The sequence below is a fragment of the Piscinibacter sp. XHJ-5 genome (genome assembly GCF_029855045.1).
Lineage (GTDB): Bacteria > Pseudomonadota > Gammaproteobacteria > Burkholderiales > Burkholderiaceae_C > Albitalea.
Map to the genome: position 1 here is coordinate 1 of NZ_CP123228.1, position 22,416 is coordinate 22,416.

20 protein-coding genes and 14 tRNA genes are annotated in these 22,416 nt (G+C 66.7%); 14 read left to right on the forward strand and 20 right to left on the reverse strand.

Going from position 1 to position 22,416, the window contains the following annotated elements; all coding sequences use genetic code 11:
* The first annotated feature begins 169 nt into the window (after positions 1-169).
* The 3 genes from dnaA (at position 170) to gyrB (ending at position 5,587) form a co-directional block, all read left to right on the forward strand.
* Complete coding sequence (gene dnaA / locus P7V53_RS00005) at positions 170-1,600, forward strand: chromosomal replication initiator protein DnaA (RefSeq protein ID WP_280153436.1); 1,431 nt, start codon at positions 170-172, stop codon at positions 1,598-1,600.
* A gap of 234 nt (positions 1,601-1,834) precedes the next feature.
* The gene (dnaN, locus tag P7V53_RS00010; protein WP_280153437.1) at positions 1,835-2,953 is read left to right on the forward strand and encodes a DNA polymerase III subunit beta; all 1,119 of its coding nucleotides are present in this window, start codon (positions 1,835-1,837) and stop codon (positions 2,951-2,953) included.
* 105 nt (positions 2,954-3,058) lie between these two features.
* Positions 3,059-5,587 carry a DNA topoisomerase (ATP-hydrolyzing) subunit B gene (gene gyrB, locus P7V53_RS00015; protein WP_280153438.1) on the forward strand — a complete coding sequence of 843 codons (2,529 nt, stop codon included), beginning with the start codon at positions 3,059-3,061 and terminating at the stop codon, positions 5,585-5,587.
* A gap of 591 nt (positions 5,588-6,178) precedes the next feature.
* On the opposite strand, the gene P7V53_RS00020 is transcribed toward gyrB, so the two are convergent.
* The 17 genes from P7V53_RS00020 to P7V53_RS00100 all read right to left on the reverse strand — a co-directional run bounded on the left by P7V53_RS00020 (position 6,179) and on the right by P7V53_RS00100 (position 10,032).
* Positions 6,179-6,502: a hypothetical protein gene (locus tag P7V53_RS00020; protein WP_280153439.1), complete on the reverse strand. Its 324-nt coding sequence runs from the start codon at positions 6,500-6,502 to the stop codon at positions 6,179-6,181.
* 56 nt (positions 6,503-6,558) lie between these two features.
* Entirely contained in the window at positions 6,559-7,761 is a 1,203-nt protein-coding gene (locus P7V53_RS00025) for an RtcB family protein (protein ID WP_280153440.1), read from the reverse strand.
* A gap of 23 nt (positions 7,762-7,784) precedes the next feature.
* A tRNA-Arg gene (locus tag P7V53_RS00030) sits at positions 7,785-7,860 on the reverse strand.
* Positions 7,861-7,866: 6 nt separating this feature from the next.
* Positions 7,867-7,941 (reverse strand) — tRNA-Val (locus tag P7V53_RS00035).
* Between the two features lie 6 nt (positions 7,942-7,947).
* A tRNA-Gln gene (locus P7V53_RS00040) sits at positions 7,948-8,024 on the reverse strand.
* Between the two features lie 12 nt (positions 8,025-8,036).
* A tRNA-Lys gene (locus P7V53_RS00045) sits at positions 8,037-8,111 on the reverse strand.
* A 3-nt stretch (positions 8,112-8,114) separates the two neighbouring features.
* Positions 8,115-8,189: transfer RNA gene (locus P7V53_RS00050), tRNA-Glu, on the reverse strand.
* A gap of 11 nt (positions 8,190-8,200) precedes the next feature.
* Positions 8,201-8,291: transfer RNA gene (locus tag P7V53_RS00055), tRNA-OTHER, on the reverse strand.
* A 6-nt stretch (positions 8,292-8,297) separates the two neighbouring features.
* Positions 8,298-8,372: transfer RNA gene (locus P7V53_RS00060), tRNA-Met, on the reverse strand.
* A gap of 280 nt (positions 8,373-8,652) precedes the next feature.
* Positions 8,653-8,737, reverse strand: a tRNA-Leu gene (locus P7V53_RS00065).
* Between the two features lie 21 nt (positions 8,738-8,758).
* A tRNA-His gene (locus P7V53_RS00070) sits at positions 8,759-8,829 on the reverse strand.
* An 18-nt stretch (positions 8,830-8,847) separates the two neighbouring features.
* Positions 8,848-8,923: transfer RNA gene (locus P7V53_RS00075), tRNA-Pro, on the reverse strand.
* 9 nt (positions 8,924-8,932) lie between these two features.
* Positions 8,933-9,007: transfer RNA gene (locus P7V53_RS00080), tRNA-Ile, on the reverse strand.
* A 6-nt stretch (positions 9,008-9,013) separates the two neighbouring features.
* Positions 9,014-9,089, reverse strand: a tRNA-Asp gene (locus P7V53_RS00085).
* Between the two features lie 92 nt (positions 9,090-9,181).
* Positions 9,182-9,258: transfer RNA gene (locus tag P7V53_RS00090), tRNA-Thr, on the reverse strand.
* Between the two features lie 166 nt (positions 9,259-9,424).
* Positions 9,425-9,500 (reverse strand) — tRNA-Gly (locus P7V53_RS00095).
* A gap of 202 nt (positions 9,501-9,702) precedes the next feature.
* Entirely contained in the window at positions 9,703-10,032 is a 330-nt protein-coding gene (locus tag P7V53_RS00100) for a hypothetical protein (RefSeq protein WP_280153441.1), read from the reverse strand.
* 10 nt (positions 10,033-10,042) lie between these two features.
* Between P7V53_RS00100 and P7V53_RS00105 the strand changes: the two genes are divergently transcribed.
* Positions 10,043-10,414, forward strand: a complete 372-nt coding sequence (locus P7V53_RS00105; protein WP_280153442.1) for a hypothetical protein — start codon at positions 10,043-10,045, stop codon at positions 10,412-10,414.
* 51 nt (positions 10,415-10,465) lie between these two features.
* Here P7V53_RS00105 and P7V53_RS00110 read toward each other — a convergent pair whose 3' ends face one another.
* A complete protein-coding gene (locus P7V53_RS00110) occupies positions 10,466-11,158 on the reverse strand; it encodes a TetR/AcrR family transcriptional regulator (protein ID WP_280153443.1) in 693 nt (230 codons plus the stop codon).
* A gap of 139 nt (positions 11,159-11,297) precedes the next feature.
* On the opposite strand from P7V53_RS00110, the gene P7V53_RS00115 reads away from it, so the two are divergent.
* The 10 genes from P7V53_RS00115 to P7V53_RS00160 all read left to right on the forward strand — a co-directional run bounded on the left by P7V53_RS00115 (position 11,298) and on the right by P7V53_RS00160 (position 21,159).
* Positions 11,298-11,720: a DUF2147 domain-containing protein gene (locus P7V53_RS00115; RefSeq protein WP_280153444.1), complete on the forward strand. Its 423-nt coding sequence runs from the start codon at positions 11,298-11,300 to the stop codon at positions 11,718-11,720.
* Between the two features lie 29 nt (positions 11,721-11,749).
* Complete coding sequence (locus P7V53_RS00120) at positions 11,750-12,628, forward strand: TorF family putative porin (RefSeq protein WP_280153445.1); 879 nt, start codon at positions 11,750-11,752, stop codon at positions 12,626-12,628.
* Position 12,629: 1 nt separating this feature from the next.
* Positions 12,630-14,249, forward strand: coding sequence for an FGGY-family carbohydrate kinase (locus P7V53_RS00125; protein WP_280153446.1), 1,620 nt, complete (start codon positions 12,630-12,632; stop codon positions 14,247-14,249).
* A 58-nt stretch (positions 14,250-14,307) separates the two neighbouring features.
* Entirely contained in the window at positions 14,308-14,949 is a 642-nt protein-coding gene (locus tag P7V53_RS00130; RefSeq protein ID WP_280153447.1) for a class II aldolase/adducin family protein, read from the forward strand.
* Between the two features lie 39 nt (positions 14,950-14,988).
* A complete protein-coding gene (locus tag P7V53_RS00135) occupies positions 14,989-16,476 on the forward strand; it encodes an aminotransferase class III-fold pyridoxal phosphate-dependent enzyme (RefSeq protein WP_280153448.1) in 1,488 nt (495 codons plus the stop codon).
* 10 nt (positions 16,477-16,486) lie between these two features.
* Complete coding sequence (locus P7V53_RS00140; protein WP_280153449.1) at positions 16,487-17,113, forward strand: hypothetical protein; 627 nt, start codon at positions 16,487-16,489, stop codon at positions 17,111-17,113.
* A gap of 31 nt (positions 17,114-17,144) precedes the next feature.
* On the forward strand, positions 17,145-18,317 hold the full coding sequence (locus P7V53_RS00145) for an MFS transporter (RefSeq protein WP_280153450.1): 1,173 nt from the start codon (positions 17,145-17,147) through the stop codon (positions 18,315-18,317).
* 152 nt (positions 18,318-18,469) lie between these two features.
* On the forward strand, positions 18,470-20,161 hold the full coding sequence (locus P7V53_RS00150; RefSeq protein ID WP_280153451.1) for a hypothetical protein: 1,692 nt from the start codon (positions 18,470-18,472) through the stop codon (positions 20,159-20,161).
* Between the two features lie 67 nt (positions 20,162-20,228).
* Positions 20,229-20,432 carry a hypothetical protein gene (locus P7V53_RS00155; RefSeq protein ID WP_280153452.1) on the forward strand — a complete coding sequence of 68 codons (204 nt, stop codon included), beginning with the start codon at positions 20,229-20,231 and terminating at the stop codon, positions 20,430-20,432.
* On the forward strand, positions 20,425-21,159 hold the full coding sequence (locus P7V53_RS00160; protein ID WP_280153453.1) for a hypothetical protein: 735 nt from the start codon (positions 20,425-20,427) through the stop codon (positions 21,157-21,159). The genes P7V53_RS00155 and P7V53_RS00160 overlap by 8 nt, the downstream gene beginning before the upstream one ends.
* Positions 21,160-21,171: 12 nt before the next feature.
* Here P7V53_RS00160 and P7V53_RS00165 read toward each other — a convergent pair whose 3' ends face one another.
* Both P7V53_RS00165 and P7V53_RS00170 read right to left on the reverse strand, forming a co-directional pair.
* A complete protein-coding gene (locus P7V53_RS00165) occupies positions 21,172-21,723 on the reverse strand; it encodes a hydrolase (protein ID WP_280156651.1) in 552 nt (183 codons plus the stop codon).
* The gene (locus tag P7V53_RS00170; protein ID WP_280153454.1) at positions 21,723-22,409 is read right to left on the reverse strand and encodes a helix-turn-helix domain-containing protein; all 687 of its coding nucleotides are present in this window, start codon (positions 22,407-22,409) and stop codon (positions 21,723-21,725) included. Before P7V53_RS00170 ends, P7V53_RS00165 begins: the two co-directional genes overlap by 1 nt.
* Positions 22,410-22,416: the final 7 nt, after the last annotated feature.

The window sequence follows — 22,416 nt, forward strand, 5'->3', positions numbered from 1 at the left end:
TCGGGAAACCCACTATTACACCAAAAACCCCCTTTGAAGTCAAAGACTTGGACGGCAGGATGCGGTGTCCGAGGGGTCTTGACCGAGCATTCGGAACTGTGGATAACCAGCCCCTCGGCCGATTCGGGGGACGTACAATCCGGCCGCTCCGAAAAGAGTTTTCCACAACATGAGCGCTGACCTCTGGCAGCGTGGCTGCGAGCGACTTGCCGCCGAACTGCCCGAACAACAATTCAACACCTGGATTCGCCCGCTGCCGGCCGCCGATGTCGCGGACGGCGGCGCCGGCGACGCCGTGGTGACCTTGCGGGTGCCCAACCGCTTCAAGCTGGACTGGATCCGCAACCAGTACGCCGGCCGGATCGAGGCCGTGCTGACCGAACTGGCCGGCAAGCCGGTGCGCCTTGAAATCGCGCTGGCGCCTCGCGACGCCGCCGATCGGCCAGCCGCCAATGCCGCCACCTACCCCGCCGCCGTCAACGTCTCGAGCGTCGGGCCGGTGCGTGCGGCCGCTGCGCTGAACGGCGCACCGCTTCTCACCGCCGTTCCGCCGTCACCGCCCGGTGCGCGCGAGCTGTCGCGCCACCGGCTGAACCTGAACCTCACGTTCGACACGCTGGTGCCGGGCCGTGCCAACCAGATGGCGCGCACGGCGGCGCTGCATGTCGCCGGCGCACCGGGGCAGATGTACAACCCGCTGTTCATCTACGGCGGCGTCGGCCTCGGCAAGACCCACCTGATCCATGCGGTGGGCAATGCGCTGCTGGCCGACAAGCCCGACGCGCGCATCCTGTACCTGCACGCCGAGCAGTTCATCACCGACGTGGTGAAGAACTACCAGCGCAAGACCTTCGACGAGCTCAAGGCCAAGTACCACTCGCTCGACCTGCTGCTGATCGATGACGTGCAGTTCTTCGCCGGCAAGGAGCGCACGCAGGAGGAGTTCTTCAACGCCTTCGAAGCCCTGCTCGCCAAGCGCGCGCACATCATCATGACCAGCGACACCTACCCGAAGGGGCTGGTGGACATCGACGAGCGTCTGACTTCGCGCTTCGACGCCGGCCTGACGGTGGCGATCGAGCCGCCCGAGCTGGAGATGCGCGTGGCCATCCTGATGCGCAAGGCCGACGCCGAAGGCGCGACGATGCCGGAGGACGTGGCCTTCTTCGTGGCGAAGAACGTGCGCGCCAACGTGCGCGAGCTCGAAGGAGCGCTGCGCAAGATCCTGGCGTACTCGCGCTTCTCGCACAAGGACATCAACATCCAGCTCGCTCGCGAGGCGCTGAAGGACCTGCTCTCGATCCAGAACCGTCAGGTCGGCGTCGAGAACATCCAGAAGACGGTGGCCGATTTCTACAAGATCAAGGTCGCCGACATGTATTCGAAGAAGCGGCCGGCCAGCATCGCGCGGCCGCGCCAGATCGCGATGTACCTCGCCAAGGAAATGACCCAGAAGAGCCTGCCCGAGATCGGCGAACTGTTCGGTGGTCGCGACCACACCACCGTGCTGCACGCGGTGCGCAAGATCGCGGCCGAGCGGCAGAAGAACACGGAGCTGAACCAGCAGCTCCACGTGCTCGAACAGACACTCAAGGGCTGATCACATTGAACCGTCGCTCGTCAAGCAACAAGGGTGGGGACAACTCTTGAACAAGCGACGGGATGTCCACAGCAACACGCCTTCGGCCGAAGTTGTGGGTCGCGAGTCCCGCCCATCCCAGGTGGCGGCCCACAGGGTTCACCGGGACGTAAACGGTTGACAGAAAAAGGGAAAATGGCGTTCTCCACAGACGCCCCTCAGGCTCTACTAGAACGACCAAGTTAAGAGGTTCATATGATTGTCTTGAAGGCAACGCAAGAAAAATTGTTGAACGCCCTGCAGGCGGTGTCGGGCATCGTCGAACGTCGGCACACGCTGCCCATCCTCGCCAACGTACTGCTGCGCAAGACCGGCGGCGCGATCGAGTTCACCACGTCCGACCTCGAGATCCAGGTGCGCACCAGCGCCGAGCTCGACGGCGATCCCGCGAACTTCGCCACCACGGTGGGTGCGCGCAAGCTGATCGACATCCTGCGTGCGCTGCCGGCGGACCAGACCGTGACGCTGAGCGCCAACCAGAACAAGCTCACGCTGCAAGGCGGCAAGAGCCGTTTCACGCTGCAGACCTTGCCGAGCGACGACTTCCCGCTGGTGCAGGAAGCGGCCGACTTCGGGCCGATGTTCAGCGTGCCGCAGAAGACGCTCAAGCACCTCATCAACCAGGTGCATTTCGCGATGGCGGTGCACGACATTCGCTACTACCTCAACGGCATCCTGTTCGTCGCCGAAGGCAAGAACCTCACGCTGGTGGCCACCGACGGACACCGCCTCGCGCTTGCGCAGGCGACGCTCGACGTGGAGATCCCCAAGCAGGAAGTCATCCTGCCACGCAAGACGGTGCTCGAGCTGCAGCGCCTGCTGAAGGACGAGAAGGACGGCGACGAAGGCCCGATCGAGATGCGCTTCGCCGGCAACCAGGCCAAGTTCAGCTTCTCCGGCATGGAATTCGTCACCAAGCTCGTCGAGGGCAAGTTCCCCGACTACAACCGCGTGATCCCAAAGAACCACAAGAACCACGTGACGCTGGGACGTGCGCCGCTGCTGTCGAGCCTGCAGCGCGCGGCCATCCTGACCAGCGAGAAGTTCAAGGGTGTGCGCGTCAACATCGAGCCCGGCACGTTGCGCATCGCGTCGAGCAACGCCGAGCAGGAAGAGGCCAAGGAAGAGCTCGAGGTCGACTACAACGGCGACACGATCGAGATCGGCTTCAACGTCACCTACCTGATGGATGCGCTGGCCAACATGAGTCAGGAAATGGTGAAGATCGAGCTGCAGGACACCAACTCCAGCGCGTTGATCACGGTGCCCGAGCAGAGCGGATTCAAGTACGTGGTAATGCCGATGCGCATTTGAGCGGCGTTCCTGCGAACGCATCACGAGCGGGCTGCGGCCCGCTTCCGTGTTTTCTATGGGAACCCGGCGCGATGGTGACGGGCCCCAAAGTGAAGTCTGGACCCCATGATCGATCCCCTGAACACCCCTCGCGACGACTCCAAGAAACCCGCCGACAAGGCCCCTGAAGCGGCCGCCATCGACCCGTACGGCGAGGGCAGCATCCAGATCCTCGAAGGCCTGGAAGCCGTGCGCAAGCGCCCCGGCATGTACATCGGCGACACCTCCGACGGTACCGGCTTGCACCACCTGGTGTTCGAGGTGGTCGACAACTCCATCGACGAGGCGCTGGCCGGCTACTGCGACGACATCGTCGTCACCATCCACACCGACAACTCGATTTCGGTCATCGACAACGGCCGCGGCATTCCCACCGGCGTGAAGATGGACGATAAGCACGAGCCCAAGCGCAGCGCGGCCGAGATCGCGCTCACCGAGCTGCACGCCGGCGGCAAGTTCAACCAGAACAGCTACAAGGTGTCGGGCGGCCTGCACGGCGTGGGCGTGTCGTGCGTCAACGCGCTGTCGAAGTGGCTGCGCCTCACCGTGCGCCGCGAAGGCAAGGCGCATTTCATCGAGTTCAAGAAGGGCGTGCCGCAGGACCGTGTGCTCGAGATGCGCGACGGCTTCGAAGTGAGCCCGATGAAGATCACCGGCGAGACCGAGAAGCGCGGCACCGAGGTGCACTTCCTGCCGGACGACGAGATCTTCGAGAACATCGACTACCACTACGACATCCTGTCCAAGCGGCTGCGCGAGCTCTCGTTCCTCAACAACGGCGTCAAGATCCGCCTGGTCGACGAGCGCAACAACAAGGAAGACAACTTCGCCTTCGTCGGCGGCGTGAAGGGCTTCGTCGACTTCATCAACACCGGCAAGAAGGTGCTGCATCCGAACATCTTCCATGCCACGGGCGAGAAGCTGTCGGAGCAGAACACCAACATCACGGCCGAAGTCGCGATGCAGTGGAACGACGGCTACAGCGAGAACGTGCTGTGCTTCACCAACAACATCCCGCAGCGCGACGGCGGCACCCACCTCACCGGCCTGCGCGCGGCGATGACGCGTGTCATCAACAAGTACATCGAGGACAACGAGCTGGCCAAGAAGGCCAAGGTGGAGGTCAGCGGCGACGACATGCGCGAGGGCCTGTGCTGCGTGCTGAGCGTGAAGGTGCCCGAGCCCAAGTTCTCCAGCCAGACCAAGGACAAGCTGGTCTCCAGCGAGGTGCGCGGACCGGTGGAAGACGTGGTCAGCAAGGCGCTCACCGACTACCTGCTCGAGAACCCCGCCGACGCGAAGATCATCTGCGGCAAGATCGTCGAGGCGGCCCGCGCGCGCGAAGCCGCGCGCAAGGCGCGCGAGATGACGCGTCGCAAGGGTGTACTCGACGGCATGGGCCTGCCCGGCAAGCTGGCCGATTGCCAGGAGAAGGATCCGGCGCTGTGCGAGATCTACATCGTCGAGGGCGACTCCGCCGGCGGCTCGGCCAAGCAGGGGCGTGATCGCAAGTTCCAGGCGATCCTGCCGCTGCGCGGCAAGATCCTCAACGTCGAGAAGGCGCGCTTCGAGAAGCTGCTCACCAGCAACGAGATCCTCACGCTCATCACGGCGCTGGGCACGAGCATCGGCAAGGACGAATTCAATCCCGACAAGCTGCGCTACCACCGCATCATCATCATGACCGACGCGGACGTCGACGGCGCGCACATCCGCACGTTGCTGCTGACGTTCTTCTACCGGCAGATGCCCGAGCTGGTCGAGCGCGGCCACATCTACATCGCGCAGCCGCCGCTGTACAAGGTCAAGCTCGGCAAGGAAGAGCAGTACCTGAAGGACGGCCACGAGCTCGATGCCTACCTCATGCGCGTCGCGCTGAAGGACGCCAAGCTCGAGACCGGCGTGGCCGGCGTGGCGGTGCTGCAAGGCGACGCGCTCGAGGCGCTGGCGCGCCAATATGTGCTTGCCAACAACGTCGTCGAGCGGCTGTCGAACTGGATGGACGTCGAAGCCTTGCGCGCGATGGCCAACGGGCTCGAGCTGGATCTCGACACGCTCGAGGCGGCCGAGACGTCGGCGGCGGCGCTGAAGGCGGCGCTGCACGACGCGGAGGTCACGGCCGAGTTCGACGCACGCATGGACAAGCACATCCTGCGCGTGAGCCGCATGCACCACGGCAACGTGAAAAGCAGCGTCATCAGCGCCGACTTCGTGCACGGCGCCGACTACGAAGCGCTGTCGACCGCCGGCAAGACCTTCAAGGGCCTGGTCAGCGCCAGCGCCGTCGTGCGACGCGGTGAAGGCGAGAAGCAGAAGGAAGCCCAGGTCGGCGATTTCCGCCAGGCGATGGCGTGGCTCATGCAGCAAGCCGAAGGCGCCGTCGGACGCCAGCGCTACAAGGGCCTGGGCGAAATGAACCCGCAGCAGCTGTGGGAAACGACGATGGACCCGAGCGTCCGCCGTCTGCTCAAGGTCCAGATCGACGACGCAATCGAGGCGGATCGGGTGTTCACGATGCTGATGGGCGACGAGGTCGAGCCGCGCCGCGACTTCATCGAGACGAATGCGTTGAGGGCGGCGAACATCGACGTGTGAGCTGCTGTTGCGGCGTTGAATCGCCAGGGACTGCGCTGAGCTTGCAGCAAAGAAAAAGGGGCGCCGAAACGGCGCCCCTTCAATTTGGCGATGACGAGGATCGAGGAGACCTCTTTCCTGAGCTACGGGCTTCGCAGCCGGCGGGACTCGAACCCGCGACCTCCGGCGCCGCGTGGCGCCAGTGCTCTGACCTGTAGTCTCCACAGCATTCATCGCAAAGCGATCCCGCCGAAAGACGGTGACAAGGGACGGTGAAACGAACGTGCTCTATCCGACTGAGCTACGGTCCCCCTGACATGGGACCGGCGGGACTCGAACCCGCGACCACGAGCGTTCAAAGCTGTAGGTCCACCTGCATTCCCGTCTTCCGACGGAAAACAAGCGCGACAAGGGACGGCAAGACGTCGCCGGTCGCCCGGCGGCGAGGCATGCGACGAGCGTCACGAGAGCTGCCTCCCGAGGTCACCGGGGGGAGGTTTGCGACCTCCGCGGCATGGTGGTGCTGTACTCCCGCGGGCATTCGCATGCGGCGCCTTCCTACTTCTTCTTCACTGCACGTTCGCGCTCGGTCTGGTCGTTGTGTTGTCGATTTCAACTCAGGCGCGATCCCTTCGGCAGGCGCGCGGCCAGCGCGCAGGTGCAGCGGTCGCGACGGAACAGCTTCAGCTTCGTCACGCCCGGCACCACCTCGAACAGGTTGATGCGAGGCGCGCCACACAGCGCGATGATCGGGTGAACATCGATCGCCGATTGACGGCCGCTGGCCACGTTGATGCCACCGCGCAGCGTGCGCAGTGGCGTCTCGCCGTCGTCCCAGGCGACCGCGTCGGTCGCGTAGTGCAGAGCCGCTTGCTGCAGCGTGATCCAGCGCTGCGGCGTGCCCTGGATGTCCAGTTGCAGTACATGCTGGTGCATGGGAATTCCTCCTCTCCTTCAGCTTTGCGGGCCGAAGGAGCGCACCAGCGACTCCTTCAGCCCTTCACGCACAACACCTGCTTGAGCGTGTGCTCCACGCTCACCAGGTCGCCCTGGGCGGCCATCACCGCGTCGATGTCCTTGTAGGCACCGGGAATCTCGTCGAGCACGCCTTCGTCCTTGCGGCACTCCACGCCGGCGGTTTGCGCCGCCAGCGCGTCGAGGTCGAACAGGCGCTTGGCCGCGCCACGCGAGTGACGACGACCTGCGCCGTGCGAGCACGAGCAGTACGCCAAGGGGTTGCCCTTGCCGCGCACGATGTACGACTTGGCGCCCATCGAGCCGGGGATGATCCCGAGCTGGCCTTCGCGCGCGCTCACCGCGCCCTTGCGGGTAATCCACACCTGCGAGCCGAAGTGCTCTTCGACAGTCGCGTAGTTGTGGTGGCAGTTGATCGCTTCCTGGGTGGAACCGATCTCCCGGCCGAGCGTTTCGCGCAGCGCGCGCATCACGCGGAACAGCATCAGGTCGCGGTTCAGCGCCGCGTAGTCCTGCGCCCACTGCAAGGCCTCGACGTACTGGTGGAACTCGGGCGAGCCCTCGTTCAACCAGGCCAGGTCGCGGTCGGGCAGCGCGACGCCGGCCTTCACGGCCGCTTCGCGCGCCATGCCGATCGCGGCTTCGCCGATCGTCTTGCCGATGTTGCGTGAGCCCGAGTGAAGCATCACCCACACCGCGCCGGCCTCGTCGAGGCACAGCTCGATGAAGTGGTTGCCGCCGCCCAGCGTGCCGAGCTGCTTCCAGATCTTGCGGGCGTCGAGCGAGCCGAGCACCTGCAGGATCGAGAGCTTCTCGAAGCGGGCGTAGAGCTTGTCCATGCGTTGCTTGAGCACTCGGCCGTGCGCCGCTTCGTGGGTGGGGTTCATCTCCTTGTCGTGCAGGGAGAAGCCGACCGGCACCAGCGACTCGATCGCCGAGCGCAGGGCCGAGAGACCTGCGGGCAGATCACCCGCCTGCAGGTCGGTGCGCAGCGCACACATGCCGCAGCCGATGTCCACGCCGACGGCGGCCGGGATGATCGCGCCGCGGGTCGGGATCACCGAGCCCACGGTCGCACCCTTGCCCAGGTGCACGTCCGGCATGATGGCGACGTGGCCTGCCACGATGGGCAAGCCCGCGATGTTGCGGATCTGGTTCAGCGCCTGGTGGTCCACCTCGACGCCTTCGGTCCATCCCTGGACGTTCTTCATCAGCTCCATGGCTGTTCTCCTTGGTTCTCAGTTGGTGCGTCCGGGTGGTCTTGAACCACCGCCCTCGGCCTTCGCACGGCCGCGCTCTGTCCGCTGAGCTACGGACGCATCTATTGGTAGCCCCCGGGAATTCCGAGATCCCGACCGTCGCTTTGTAAGAGCGCTGCTCTGCCTCTGAGCTAGGGGGCTGTGGGTTGGCAGGGGTGGCAGGATTCGAACCTGCGTAGCACCGGTTCAAAGCCGGCTGTCTGAGGCCACTCGACTACACCCCGTCAGATGGGTACTGGTGCGGACGCAGGGGATCGAACCCTGGCCTGCCGGTCAAAAGCCGGCTGCTCTACCCCTTGAGCTACACCCGCGTGTGGCGTCCCGTACGGGAATCGAACCCGTGTTTCGACGTTGAAAGGGTCGTGTCCTTGCCGTTGGACGAACGGGACTGCAAGAGAACTGGCGGAGAGCACAGGACTCGAACCTGTGCAGCGCTTTCGCACCGGCATCGTTAGCCAAGCCGACCCCTTACCGCTCTCGGGCAGCTCTCCTTGCGCTGGTGGTCCGGGGTGGGAACGATCCACCGACCTGAGCCTTATGAGGACTCTGCTCTTCCACTGGGCTACCGGACCGGCATCGGCGTCACTCGCGGAGGTAGTCGTTGCGAAGCACGCCGTCGAAAGCAGCCGCTGCGAAGGCAGCAGCGCTTGAAAGCTCCTCCCGGCGCCGCAAGGGCACGGATCGTTGCGCCCCAGCTTCTCGTGCAGGTGCTTGTCGCCGTGCACGACGCGCTGGCCGCGCTTGACCTTCGTTTCAGACGGGAAGCCCTTGCGGCGCTTGCTCGTCACCTCGAAACCAGAACCGCTGGTCCTGCTTGTGCTGCTTCATGACAGCCTCCTTGTCGTGTTGGAGTGGTCCCCTCGGCCCGGGTCGAACGGGCATGCCTTGCGGCCACGGCTTCTGAGACCGTTGCGTCTGCCATTTCCGCCACGAGGGGATTGAATCGAATGCGCTGAGGGGTGACCGGTCGGATTCGAACCGACGTCAGCGGGACCACAACCTGCGGCTCTGCCATTGAGCTACGGCCACACCTCAGCGCACGCGAACTGGTCTCGGTGGTCCGGTTCGAACGGACGACCTCATGCTCCCAAGGCATGCGCGCTTCCAACTGCGCTACACCGAGATGAATGACTGGTCCTCGCGGATGGGAACGATCCATCGACCCCCGCCTTATCGAGACGGTGCTCTGCCACTGAGCTACACGAGGTGTGGTTGGCGCCCCGTGCGGGAGTCGAACCCGCGGCTTCCGACTAGACAGGCCGGCACTCTGGCCACTGAGTTAACGGAGCATGTGCCATCCGGTGACGGGTTCCGGCGCCGCCCAATCGGTGCGGCCGATTTCCGCCCTCGAAGCGTGAGCTCCACGAGGGCTTCTGGTTGATGGTGCCCACCGCGACGCTTCGAACGCGCGACCTGCCGCTGACAAGGCGGCTGCTCTTCCTGCGGAGCTACAGGGGCCTTCGATCTCATTGCGGTTGTGCTCCAGCGCGAGTGCGGTGCCCCGCTGCGAAGCGCTCTCGCTGCACGGGCGCAGGCGTCCCTGCGCCGCACATTCCGGCCGTCCTCGCGCTTCCGAGGACACATGCCCGACCGTTGTGCCGGAACACACCCGCAATGAGATGCATGGAGCGGATACGGGGCATCGAACCCCGGGCCTCGGCCATGGCGTGGCCGCGCTCTGCCTGCTGAGCTATATCCGCTTGGTTGCGAACACGCACCGCACCCAGATGTGCGGCGTGTTCGCGGCAACTTGTTAAAGAGCGATCCGCCGCGCCGATGCGCCGCGGTGCGTCCTTTGGGGACGCGATGTGAGCCGGTTGCCGACCGGCTCGGAAACAAAAAGGCCCGGATCCTTTCGGAATCCGGGCCTCGACGTGTGATCGAGTGGAGGGGACGCGCGCCTTATGCGCCTCCCTTGCCCGGATGCATCCCATCCTCGTCACCAAGCGACCCGACCGGTCGCTGGCTCTTGATGGGATGCCGTTCATTCATCGTGACGACCGCGGCGGCCTTGCCAAAGGCGGTGCGCACGAACGCACACTGGCCCTTCACGGGCAGCGAGCGGTTTGCGATGTGGCCTTGGCGTTGCACGATGAACTCTTCGGTGTTGGGTTGCTGTTGATCGGGTTCGCGCCGCAGTTCTTTGCAGCGAGGATGCGGACTGTAAAGAGTCTTCACTGCAGCGTCAAGCGGGTGCGACAATCTTTCTTTGACACCGCGTTTCGTCGCCACGACAACTCCAGTGCCCGCGAACATCACCGTCCACCGTCGCCAGAACGTTCTCAGCTTGTTCCAGAAGTTCGCCGAGGAGCAGATGCGCGCCGGCGTTCCGCCCAAGGGCATGGAGCAGGCCTTCGCGCAAAGGCTTCAGATCAGCCCCAGCATGTGGAGCCAGATCAAGAGCAGCCGCCCGATCGGGGACCGGCTCGCGCGGCAGGTCGAATCGGCCTGCGATCAGCCGGCCGGCTGGCTCGACGAGGAGCACGAGCCGCAGGGCATGAGCGCGTCGGAGCAGCAGTTCCTCGCGCTGGCCCTCAAGGCGTGGAGGAGCACGAACGCGGAAGGACGAAAGCGCCTGAAGCTGATGCTGAAGGACGCCGGCGCTGCGGCGTAGCCGCCGGTATCGGGAAGGCCCCACCGAGCCGGTTCGCCAAGGCCACTCGCGCTACTTGCCACGCCCGGACTTGCGGGCCGGGCGACTCCGCCCGCCGTCGCGCTCCGGATCGATGCGGGCCATGTGGCTGGCGACCATGCCGGCCACCGTGCGGGCGACTGCCTTCACGTCGAGCGGTTCGTCGAAGATCATTTCGACCGTGGCATAGATCAGCTCCACCACCACGCGACTGACGAGCCCCAGTTCGGCTTTGTTCGCCTGCGGTAGGGCCATGGCCAGCAGCTCGGCCTGCTCGCGCGTGACGGCGGCGTGCGATGCCAGCCGGACTTGCTGCAGCGCAGGCACGGCGCGCAGGGCTCGCATGATCCACACGCCGCCGACGGTCTGCAAGGTCACCTTGTAGGTGTCGAGGATCAGACCCTCGAGGGCCCGCTCGAGGCCGTCGAGGCCGCCGTCGAGAACCTCCAGCGTGATCCAGTGGCCGACACGTTCGTTCTGGCGCTCCATCAGCCGCTGCCCCAGTTCGGACAGCAGCGCGTACTTGTTCGGGAAATAGCGGTACAGCGCCGGCGGCGTCAGCCCGGCGCGCTCGCACACGAGGTTGGTGGACAGCCGCTCGATGCCGACATCGGCCAGCGTCTGCGCCGTCACTTCAAGGATGCGCTCGAAGGTCTCGGTCGCGCGTTGTTGCGCGGGCTGCTTCTTGGTCGCCAGCGAGGGCTGAGGCTTTCGGATCGGGGGCATCGGGGAGGTGGCGTGCGGCATCAGGGATTGTCCGAGCGAATTCGTCAAGACAAAACGGTAGCGATGACTATATGATAGCTATAGCTACTGAACCTGGCCAGTCCGAGATGTCCTTGCAACGCACGAGAGGAGCCGCACCGTGAAGACCTTGATCGCCCTGATGTCCGCAGCATTCCTGGTGTCGGTGTCTTCGGCTGAGGCCGCGGGGGCCGATGACGCGAGGGGTCTGTGGATGACCGCCCAGAACGACGCCGTGATCGAGTTCAAGCCCTGCCCTGACGGCGCGGGTGCGCTGTGCGGGCGAATCGTCTGGGACAAGGACGCCGGCACACCGGCCGACACCTGCGGCCTGCAGATCGCGCAGCTTCAGCGCTACGACAACGATGCCTGGCGCGATGGCTGGGTCTACGACCCACGCGACAAGAAGAAATACAAGGGCGTCGTGCGCACCAAGGGCGGCGACCTGTACATCCGCGCCTTTGTCGGCATGGAGGTCCTCGGCCAGACCGAGCAACTCAAGCGCGTTTCCGCCGTTCCGGCGACACCGGCCTGCAAACCCTGACCCTGCCCATAACCTCTACGGAGAGACTCATGCCCCTGCTTCGCCCACTCTCGTTTGCCATCGGCATGCTGCTCGCCGGCGTCGTCGGCCAGGTGCTGGCTGCGGAGACGGCCAGCTACGCCGTCGACGCCGATGTCAAGGTCACGTCGGACCTGCGCACCCGCGGCATCTCTGATTCGCTGAACCGGCCGGGGATGAAGCTGAGCGTGGAGGCGGCCCATGAAAGCGGCCTCGTCGGGCTCGTCGAAATCTCGTCGGTCAGCAAGAAGCAATTCCTCGAAGGCGCTGGCGTCGGCGTGACGCTGGCCGGCGGCTACCGCTTCGGCGACCCTGAGGGCTGGCACTTCGGCGCCGGCATCGCGACCGAGTTGTTCCCCGGCGCGAAATTCGAAGCGCCGCACGGCTTCGACCTCGCCAACGGCACGCCGGCGGACTTCCGGAGCACTCGATACGACAGCGCGTTCGCCGTGGCCGAGATCGGCTACGGCGCGCTGGAGGGGCGCATCCTCAACGTGATCTCCAAGACCTATCGCGGCGCGGACACCGGTGGCGTGTGCGGCACCATGCTCGCGCTGATGGCCGACCCGACCCAGGCGCTCGACTGCTACGCACGCGGCGATCACGGCTCGCGCGGCAGCTGGCTGTTCGACCTCGACTACAAGTACGGCCTGAGCCCGACGACGACGCTGAACCTGCACGCCGGCCATCAGAAGATCGCCCACTTCAAGGAGGCAGACTTCTCCGACTATCGCATCGGCGTCACGCACAAGCGCTGGGGCTTCGAATGGAACGCCGACTGGGTGATCACGAACACCCGGGTCCGGGAGCTGTACCTCGCGCAGGACGGCGACACGCTGCGTGCCACCGACGGGAACAAGGTCGTGGTGTCGGTCTCGCGCCGCTTCTGACATGCGCCGATCGCCGCACACCGGGCCTGACGGCGGGGACACACGCCTCGTGCTCGCCGTCGACCTCGGCACCTCCGGCTGCAAGTGCGCCCTGGTGTCGCTGGACGGCACGGTGCACGCCTGGGCGTTCCGCCCGGTCACGCTGCACGTGCAGGGTGCGCTGGCCGAGCAGGATCCGCACGACTGGTGGACGGCCTTTCTTGGAAGCGCCGGCGAGATCCTCGCCGTCGACGCCAGCCTGCGCGGCCGGGTGGTCGCGGTGTGCTGCTCGACGCAGACCGAGGGCACGGTGTGCGTCGATCGCCACGGCCAGCCCCTCGGGCGTGCGCTGACCTGGCTCGACTCGCGCGGCGCGGCGGCAATGGCGCGGCGCGCGCGCGGGCGCCTTGTGAACATCGAAGGCTACGCACCGTTGAAGCTGTGGCGCTGGCTGCGCCTGACCGGCGGCGCGCCGTCGCTGTCGGGGCGCGACTCGGCCGGGCACATGGCCTACATCCGCGATCAGGAGCCCGAGCGCTACGAGCGCACGAACAAGTTCCTGAACGTGCTCGACTACCTGAACCTGCGCCTCGCCGGCCGCTTCTGCGCGACACAGGATTCGATGCTCACCGCCTGGGTCACCGACAACCGCGACGTGCGCCAGGCGCGCTACGACGCGGGGCTGATCCGCCTGCTCGGCATCGATGCCTCGAAGTTGCCGGAGATCGTGCGTTCGACCGATATCCTCGGGCCGGTGCTGCCGGACGTGGCACAGGCCCTCGGCCTGGATCCGAAGACCGTGGTCGTTGCCGGCGCCGTGGACAACTCGGCTGTCGCCGTCGGTGCGGCGGTCGGCGACTTCGAAACCCACCTGTACCTGGGCACGTCGTCCTGGCTGGGCGCGCATGTGCCTTTCATGAAGACCGACGTGCGCCACAAGATCGCCGCCGTGCCTTGCGCGGTGGATGGGCGCTACCTCGCGATGGCGCTGCAGTCCACGGCCGGCGCCAACCTCTCGTTCCTGCGCGACCGCGTCCTGTACCACCCCGACGAGCTGGCCAGCGACGAGGAGCACCCTGCGGTCTACGAGGTGCTGAACAAGATCGCGGCGCGCGTGCCGCCGGGTGCGCGCGGCCTCATCTACACGCCCTGGCTGCTCGGTGAGCGCACGCCGGTGGACGACCCCTGCCTTCGAGCCGGACTGCTCAACATGTCGCTCGAGCACTCTCGCGAGGACATCTTCCGTGCCTTCCTCGAAGGCGTGGCGCTGAACACCCGCTGGATGCTGGAGCCCTTCGCGCGCCTGCTGGGCCGCGATGCCGGCACCATCACCGCAGTGGGCGGCGGCGCGCAGTCCGACGTGTGGTGCCAGATCATGGCCGATGTCACCGGCCACCCGATCCGCCAGCTCACGAGCCCGATCCAGACCAACGCGATCGGCGCGGCCTTCATCGCGGCAGTGGGTATCGGCGCGCTGAAGTTCAGCGACCTGGGCCACCTGCGACAGGCGCGTCGCACCTACGAGCCAGCCAGCGCGCTGCGCCGCCTGTACGGCGACAAGTTCGAAACCTTCAAGGAAGTGCGCACGCGCCTGGCGCCGCTGTACCACCGTCTCAACGCGCCGCAGGCAGCCGCTGCATGAGCTCTCCGGGCTGTCCCATGAGCCAATACCGCAGTGCGCAGCACGAGGGAACACACCAATGAACACGCTCCTGATCCGCCAGACCGTCGTCGACCTTTGCATCGCGCTGTCGCAGCGCGGTCACTTCTCCGGCACAGGCGGCAACATCGCGCTGCGCATCGATGCGCAGCGCATCGCCGTCACGCCCTCAGCGACCGACTACCTCACGATGACGGCGGCCGATGTCTGTGTGCTGCGCCTGGCTGACCTGGCGCCGCTCGAAGGTGATCGCGCGCCTTCCGTCGAAAGCAGTCTGCATGCGCGCGTGCTGCGTGCACGACCCGATGTGCAGGCGAGCATCCACACCCACCAGCCGGTGGCCAGCGCCTGTGCGCTGCTGGGTCGGGACCTCGAGGTTCCGCCCGGTGCGCTCCAGCGCTCGCTGGGCGCGCGCGTGCCGATGGTCGGCTACGCGCCTTCGGGGTCCAGCTGGCTGTCGTCCAAGCTGGTGCGCAAGCTCCGGGCCGATACCAATGCCTACCTGATGCTCAACCACGGAGCGCTGTGCTGCGGCCCCAGCACATCGACGGCATTGCAGGCGGTCGAGGACCTCGAGACGCTGGCGCGTGCGCACCTGACGCGCCTCATCGACGCGCGTGCCCAGCAAGAACCGCAAAGGCAGCCGGCCCTGCAGCGCGTCACCGACGCACTCGCGGGCTGACCCATCCTCGAACCACACGTCACGAACGTCACCGACATCATGAGCAACCTCGCCCCCATCCACACCGCGGCGGCGGCGACCGCGCCGCGCCCTGCCATCTCGTCCTGGCCCGACGTCGAGGCGCTCTACCGCCGCTTCGACGACCTGGTCAAGCAGCCGATGCGGCCCATTCGTGCGGACAAGATGCCGCAGGTGATGCGCTACTTCGACGAGCGCTGCCAGGGCTCGAAGCGCCTGGCCGAACGGGCCAGGGCGGTGATCCCCGGGGGTGTGCAGCACAACCTGGCCTTCAACCATCCGTTCCCGCTCGCGATCACGCGCGCCGACGGTGCCCACATGACCGATGTGGACGGCAACCGCTACATCGACTTCCTGCAGGCCGGCGGCGCGACGCTGCTGGGCTCGAACCACCCGGCCGTGCGCCAGAAGGTCGACGAGGTGCTGGACTCGTGCGGCCCGGTCACCGGGCTGCTGCACGAGTACGAGGTCAAGCTCGCCGAGCTGGTGTGCCAGTCCATGCCCGCGGTCGACATGGTGCGGCTGCTCGGCTCTGGAACCGAGGCCGTGATGGGCGCGGTGCGCCTCGCGCGCGCCTACACGAGGAAGAAGTGGATCATCAAGGTCGGCGGTGCGTACCACGGCTGGAGCGACCAGCTCGTCTACGGCATGCGCCTGCCCGGCACCGGGCGAATGGAGGCGGTCGGCATCCCGCGTGGCTCCACCGGCAGCACACAGGAGTGCAACCCGAATGATCTCGACGCACTGCGCCGCAAGCTGCAATTGAACCGCCTGCGCGGCGGCACGGCCGCGGTGCTGCTCGAACCGCTCGGTCCCGAGAGCGGCACGCGGCCGGTGCACCCCGACTACAACCGGCAGGTGAGGGCGCTGTGCGACGAGTTCGGCGCGCTGATGATCTTCGACGAGGTCGTCACCGGGTTCCGCCTCGGCATGGGCGGCGCGCAGGCTTACTTCGACGTCAAGCCCGACCTCACGGTGCTCGGCAAGTGCCTGACCGGCGGCTACCCGATGGCTGGCGCGATCGGCGGCCGCAAGGACGTGATGATGCTGCTGGTCGGTGGCATCGGCACGACTGCGCGAAGGGCCTTCGTCGGGGGCACGCTGTCGGCCAATCCGCTGTCGTGCGTGGCCGGCTACTACGCGCTGCTCGAAGCACGGCGGGCCGACGCCGCCGGCGTGGCCGGGCGCGCCGGCGACCGGCTTTGCAAGGGCCTCGGGTCGATCATCGCGCGACTCGGCCTGCCTTACGTGACCTACAACCTGGGCTCGATCGTGCACCTGCAGACGTCGGGCGTGCTGCTGCTGGACACCGGCAACGTCCTGAAGCTGTTGCGGGTGAAGAACGAGGCCAGGCAGCGCAAGCACATGATGGAGGAAATGGGTGCGGCCTACACCGCCCACGGCCTCATCACAGTGGCCGGCAGCCGCGTTTACACGAGCCTGGCCGATACCGACGCGGTGATCGATGACGCGCTCAATCGATTCGAGGACGTCTTCAAGCTGGTCTGAAGCGATGACGATGGAACAAGACTTGTGCCGGCAATGGCTGCACTTGCGCGAGCGCTTGCAGGCCAGGCGGTTGCTGGCGGCGGAGGCTGCCAGCCTGTCGTTGCGCATCCCGGCGAGCGATGCGATGTGGTTCGGCCTCGCGACCGACGCGGCACCGCAACGGGTGCCGCTGCGCGCGGCGTGCGGCGACGGCCAGGTGCACGCCGCAGCCTACGGCGCGCGAGCCGACGTGGGAGCCATTGCCGTGGGTGGTGCCGAGTTCGGTCGCTGCCTCGCGGACTTCGATGGCGCGATGCCGCAGGCCTTCGACGAGCAGGCGCGTCATCTCGGCCCGATGGGGCCTGCCGCCGCGGCCGTGCGCGACGTCGCACGCTCGCTGCGCCGGGGTGGCAACGTGCTGCTGGTGCAACGCCGGCCGATGTGCCTGGGCATGACCGCGATGCGGCTGGCGCTGAACGCCGAACTGTTCGAGAAATGTGCCCAGGCCTATGTGCTGGCGGTGGCCGGAGGCGGGCGCGTGCGGCCCTTGCCCTGGATCGTCCGGCTGGTCGCCAACCGGCGGCTGCGCAAGGACGAGCAGCGCGCCACGCTGCGCTTCGCGCAAGGCCTGCTGCCTGAAGAGACCAAGGGTTACTGAACGCCGAGCACGCAGCACAGGAGCGCCGCCCATGTCGATGAACCACGCCCCCGAGACAAGCGCCCGACAAGTCGCCGCCGCACTGGCCGTCGGCACGATCGGCGTCCTGATGGTGGGCATCCAGCCCATCCTTCTGGGCGAACTCGTCGAGGCCAAGCAGATCAGCCTGGAAGGCGTGGGCATCGTCGCCATGGCCGAGATCGTGACGCTCGGCCTGGGAGTCGTGCTCGGCGACGCGCTGATGCCGTGGTCCCGGCTGCGGCTCATCACCATCGTGGCCGCGTTGCTGGCCGCGGGCCTGGACCTGCTCACGCTGCTGGCCGCCGGCGACGGCGCGATGACAGCCGTGCGCGCGGCGGCCGGCCTCCCCGAAGGCATCCTGATCTGGGGCGCCACCGGTGTCGTCGTACGCACCGCGAACCCGTCGCGCATCGCCGGCATCTTCTTTGTCGCGCAGACCGTTGCGCAGGCAGCGCTCGGCGCCGTGCTGGCCAACCTGGTCATTCCGCACTCGGGCTGGCAGGGCGGCTTCGTGACGCTGGCGGTGCTCGCGCTGCTGCCGTGTCTGCTGGCGTTCCGGCAGCCGGCACGGCTCAGGCCGCTGGCGCCGCCCACGGTGTCGGGCTTCCGCTGGTCGATGGCGACGCTGCTGCCGCTGGCGGTCGCGTTTCTGCAGCTCGCCACACTCGGCTCGTTCTGGGCCTACCTCGAGCCGCTGGGCAAGGCCGCCGGTTTCGATGCGCGGGCAGCCCAGACCTTGATCGCCGGCGTGCTGGCGATGCAGGTCGTGGGCGGCACCGTGGCCTCGTTCACGGTGCGGCGCCTTGCCGTCGTGCCCACGCTGGTGGCGTGTTCCATCGTGCTCGCGGCCGTGACGACCACGATCCATCAGCTGCCGCCCGGCAGCATGCTGAACTTCGCGCTGGGCTGCGCGCTGTTCGGTTTCGTCTGGCTGTTCATGCTGCCGTTCCACATCGGGCTGGCGTTTCGCGCCGATGCCAGCGGCCGCCTCGCCGGGCTGGTGCCGGCAGCCCAGCTGCTGGGGAGCGCGTTCGGGCCGTTGACGGCTTCGTTCATCGTCGAGGGCGAGAACGCGGCGGCGGTGCCGCTGCTCAGCGCCGCGTTCGCGATTGCCGCAGCGCTGATGCTGCTCGTCTCGCGCCGCCGGAACGCCGCTGCCACGGCCATGAGGGGTGCGCGATGAAGTTCGACGGCAAGGTGGCGTGATCTCGGAGCGTCCTCGGGCATCGGTCGCACGCTGCTTGCGGTGACGTCCGCAGTCGAGCAGACTCCCAGGGCCTGAGCCCCGTGCAAGGCCCGGCGCTGACAACGCAAGACGATGCGATTGGCCACGTGATGACGTCCCACCTGCGTCCCAACCGACTCGTGCCGTTTCGACTGGCCACCGAGGGGGAAGTCGTGGGAACCCACGACGGCAGCCGAGCGACGCTTCATCTCGGCGCGCTCGACGACGAGGTGGTCTACCACCACGAGTACGGGCACGAGGTGCTCTTCACCCGAACGCTGGACGGCGCCATCCTGGCTGTCCTTTGGCGCGTGATGGACGAGCCTGGCGCCGTCGCTGCGAAACCGCTCGCTTCCTTCTCGCTCACTGCCGCCACCTTGGCCGCAGGCTCGATCGATGCGCAGGAGACCTTTGCGACCTACTACGGCATCAAGCTCGTTGCGCCCGAGGCCGGCAAGGCGTACATCCAGCAGCTTCCATCCGACTACAGGGAGTACTACGAGGCCGCCGCCGCGGTCATCGATCGCTTGTTCGCAAGCACCTTCATGCAGGTGCGGGTCGCCCTGACGCTGACCCACTTCGCATTCGAGTCTCGCTTCGGCATGCGCTTCTTGCGCAACCCGTGGGTGGCGTACCGAGTTCAGCAAGAAGACGAACAGCCCAGCTTGCGACTGCGCGCGCTGCTGGCAGACCTTGCGGCCAACGGCGAAGACTTGCAGCGCCACCTGGTGGATGCAGCCAGGCAATTCTTCGAGCGCAGGCAGACCGCCGGCTGGGACCTGGATGACGAGGCAGGGTGGCACGATCGGGGCGCGCTCGCCAACCTGCTCGATCTGGAACTCGACACGTGCATGGCCGCCTGGCTGCGAAATCGCCAGGTCGTTCCGGTCCTCACAACAGACGAGCGCGCCAGCTGCGAAAAGAAGCTGACCTCCTTCGCCAGCAAGCTTGGCGTGACCTTGCGTCACGGCATCGGAACTCACGCTGCCGGGATTGCGGACCCGGACGTCGCCACCGAACACTTTCGACATGATGCGGCGACCCGCACGCACGCCTGGAAGCAGGCGGGCTCCTTCGTCGCCAATGCAACCATCGCGCGGACACTACCGGCCGCGCGCGGCGCGGCCCTGTGGGACATTGACGACTATCGCAACGCGGACAAGCTCTTCGTCATCTCGGGTGATCCCGACGATTTGCCGGATCTCTGGACGGTGCTGCGCGTCGGTCCCAAGGGCGCCCAGACCAACCTGACACTCGCAGACGGACGCGTCTTTGCCGTTCGCTATCACCGGGACGACGTCGTCGACTGGCTGAATCGACTGCAGCCCGGGCAGGGTTGGACGGGCCCCCAGCCAGACTTGATCATTTCGCCGATCGGCAGCGAGCGAAAGGCGGGCAACAGAGCCTTCTCCTACGGGACAGCGCTGCAACCAGGGTACATCGACCCGCGGCACAACGACCGAATGGTTCTCTACGTGATGGGCAACTGGTTCGACTTCATCGAGTCAGCAGCACAAGCAGGTCGAGTGAGGCTTGCCCAGATTCCCGTGGACTTGGGTGGGTATGGAGATCAGCCCCAGCCACTGGTGCTGAACATTGCTCGCTGCGAGGCGTTCACGGGGCCTTGGTTCCTGCGGGCGCTTGCGCTCAACGCGGCAGCTTCGACGGCCCTGCTCGAGCTTGACTGGCAGCACCATCCGGCGATCCAATCCGTGAGCATCGAGGAGCTGCTTCCGGACGATACCGTCGACGTGCTGACGCGAACGATGGGCAGCATCCTGGCGTGTTGGTCGCGGTTCTGACCGTGGTCCGGCGCCGTGGGAAGCTCGGGCAAAGGCCGAACTTCCGATGAAGCGAGGGAGAGATGCGATGAGTCAGAGCTTTTCCTGCCCCGAGGAAAACTGCGGCCTGAAGGTGACCTACGTACCGCAATCCCTGCCGGGCAGCATCGGCTTCAACGTGCGCAAGCTGGACCCGCCGCGAGAGGTGGTTGTCTACCTGACCTGCGCCAACGGCCACACGCACGCCTACACCGTCAAGGTGGGCTCATCGCACGAGAAGCACGGTGGCTGACGACAAGCGCACGCCGCTGGCAGACATCGTCGTCGGCGATCGGTTCTGGCTCGCCTACGCGCAGGAGGCCGTCCGCGGCGCTGTCAAGGCACCCGAGCAGCGCGCGCTCCAGCTCGCCGGCGCGATCGCATGGTTCTGGACCGTGTACTCGGCCGCGGGCATCCTGGCCGTGGCGCTCGGGGGCGATCGCTTCGGGAAGCTCGTCGCGCTGTTGATTGCCCTGCCGAGCCTGGTGCTCGTCATCGCCTACTGGCAGGCCGTGCGGGTGGGACGCCCGCTGACCTTCAAGTTCGACCCCCGCATCCCCAGTGAAATCTCCAGCGCTTTCGAACAGGCCGCCTCGGCCAAGCAGTCCGCGCTGCGGGCCGCGGAGATCTGGACCGCCATTGCAGGCTTCCTGGTCGCGGGGGCGCTGGTGACGGCGCTGCTGCAGTCGCCTGCGAGCGCCCCTTCGCTCGCGGCTCGCTTCGATCCCTCCGACAGAACGCGCCTCCTGGTCGTGGCGTCGGTCTCCAAGGGAGCGGCGGTGACCTTCGTGGCCCGGGCCGCTTCGGCGCCGAGCGGCGCCGCCTCCACTGCAAGCAGCCTGGAGAAGGCCGGAGCGGATGGGCAGGTTCACGCATCGCTGCCAGTGGCCGCTCTGGCCGGCCAGTCCGTGACCGCCTCCTGGAGCGACGACGCCACGAAGACCCGCCACTCGATGAGTGTCGACGTGAGCGTCGACTGAGCGCTGTCGCCCTCAGCCCGCCGCCTTGACGAGATCGAGCACGTCCCGGAAGCGGGGATGCATGCAATCGTCCAGCCACTCGAACAGCACCATCTCGTGCGTCACGATGGCGGCCCCCGCCTGTGCGAGACGGCTCATCGCCGCCGCGTGGTCGGTGGGACGACGTGAACCGCTCGCATTGGCGACAACCCACACCCGCTTGCCCGCTCGAATCAGCCCCAGTGCCGTCTGCATCATGCAGACATGAGCCTCGCAGCCGGCAATGACGACCTGGGAGCAGGTCGGCCTCGCGTCGTGCAAGGCCTCCACAAGACCGTCTGCGCAGGCATCGAAGTGCGTCTTGGGCAGCGTGCGCGCGCAGGCTGCCCTGATCTGCTCCAGGTTCGGGCCGAGCCCTGAGGGGTTCTGCTCCGTCGCCAGCACCGGGATGTCGAGCACCTGAGCGGCGCGTGCGAGAAGCACGGCGTTCGCGGTTACGTTGGCGGCGTCGTGGATCGCGGGCATCAGGCGTGCCTGGTAGTCCACCAGGACCAACGCGCTTGCCCCCGCATGGACCACGTCCATCATGCCCTGCGAGGCATTGCCTCGGCCCGACGGATCAGCTGCTCGAGGTAGGTGTCGAACAGGTCCTGGGATGCCTGCTTGAACATGCGGATGCGGCCTGTGTGACTGAGCACCAGAAGGCCGACGGTGTGGGCAAACAGCGCGGTGACTTCCCGCAGCGCTGTGGCAGCGGACATGCCCAAGGCCTCGAGGGCCGCCTGTGTGGGCTGCAGGCACTGGCGCAGGCGCCGATTGAGTGCGTCGTTCAACTCGGGCGTCAGGCCCCGAGGTCTCATGCCTTGGAACAGATAGAAGCCCAGGTCCAGGTCGCGGGGGTTCTCCCGGTAGAAATCGAAGAAGGCGCTGGCGGCGGCGCGCGCCCGGTCCGACTCGACACGGCACTTGCTTGCAGCGGCCTGCACGCGTTCGTCCAGCCGCTGGAGCGACTCGCCGAGCAGAGCCCCGTAGACCTGCTCCTTGCCGGCGAAATAGCTGTAGATCGCTCCGGGCGTGTAGCCCGCGCGGTGAGCGATTTCCCGCATGCTGGTCTTCTCCATTCCGAGCTCGAAGAAGGCCGACCGGGCAGCATCGAGCACGAGCTCGCGCCGCACGTCGGCCAGGGCCTGGCTGCGGAGATGGCGAGGGTCGGTGCCCGCCCTGGACTTCTTGGCGGCAGTGCGAGGAGGAGCGGCAGAGGAGGCAGCCATGGTGCCA

Excerpts from the sequence above, each read along its gene's own strand:
- dnaA (WP_280153436.1), top strand. The coding sequence starts at position 170 with ATGAGCGCTGACCTCTGGCAGCGTGGCTGCGAGCGACTTGCCGCCGAA.
- dnaN (WP_280153437.1), top strand. The coding sequence starts at position 1,835 with ATGATTGTCTTGAAGGCAACGCAAGAAAAATTGTTGAACGCCCTGCAG.
- gyrB (WP_280153438.1), top strand. The coding sequence starts at position 3,059 with ATGATCGATCCCCTGAACACCCCTCGCGACGACTCCAAGAAACCCGCC.
- P7V53_RS00020 (WP_280153439.1), bottom strand. The coding sequence starts at position 6,502 with ATGCACCAGCATGTACTGCAACTGGACATCCAGGGCACGCCGCAGCGC.
- P7V53_RS00025 (WP_280153440.1), bottom strand. The coding sequence starts at position 7,761 with ATGGAGCTGATGAAGAACGTCCAGGGATGGACCGAAGGCGTCGAGGTG.
- P7V53_RS00110 (WP_280153443.1), bottom strand. The coding sequence starts at position 11,158 with ATGCCCCCGATCCGAAAGCCTCAGCCCTCGCTGGCGACCAAGAAGCAG.
- P7V53_RS00120 (WP_280153445.1), top strand. The coding sequence starts at position 11,750 with ATGCCCCTGCTTCGCCCACTCTCGTTTGCCATCGGCATGCTGCTCGCC.
- P7V53_RS00125 (WP_280153446.1), top strand. The coding sequence starts at position 12,630 with ATGCGCCGATCGCCGCACACCGGGCCTGACGGCGGGGACACACGCCTC.
- P7V53_RS00130 (WP_280153447.1), top strand. The coding sequence starts at position 14,308 with ATGAACACGCTCCTGATCCGCCAGACCGTCGTCGACCTTTGCATCGCG.
- P7V53_RS00135 (WP_280153448.1), top strand. The coding sequence starts at position 14,989 with ATGAGCAACCTCGCCCCCATCCACACCGCGGCGGCGGCGACCGCGCCG.
- P7V53_RS00140 (WP_280153449.1), top strand. The coding sequence starts at position 16,487 with ATGGAACAAGACTTGTGCCGGCAATGGCTGCACTTGCGCGAGCGCTTG.
- P7V53_RS00145 (WP_280153450.1), top strand. The coding sequence starts at position 17,145 with ATGTCGATGAACCACGCCCCCGAGACAAGCGCCCGACAAGTCGCCGCC.
- P7V53_RS00150 (WP_280153451.1), top strand. The coding sequence starts at position 18,470 with ATGACGTCCCACCTGCGTCCCAACCGACTCGTGCCGTTTCGACTGGCC.
- P7V53_RS00155 (WP_280153452.1), top strand. The coding sequence starts at position 20,229 with ATGAGTCAGAGCTTTTCCTGCCCCGAGGAAAACTGCGGCCTGAAGGTG.
- P7V53_RS00165 (WP_280156651.1), bottom strand. The coding sequence starts at position 21,723 with ATGGACGTGGTCCATGCGGGGGCAAGCGCGTTGGTCCTGGTGGACTAC.
- P7V53_RS00170 (WP_280153454.1), bottom strand. The coding sequence starts at position 22,409 with ATGGCTGCCTCCTCTGCCGCTCCTCCTCGCACTGCCGCCAAGAAGTCC.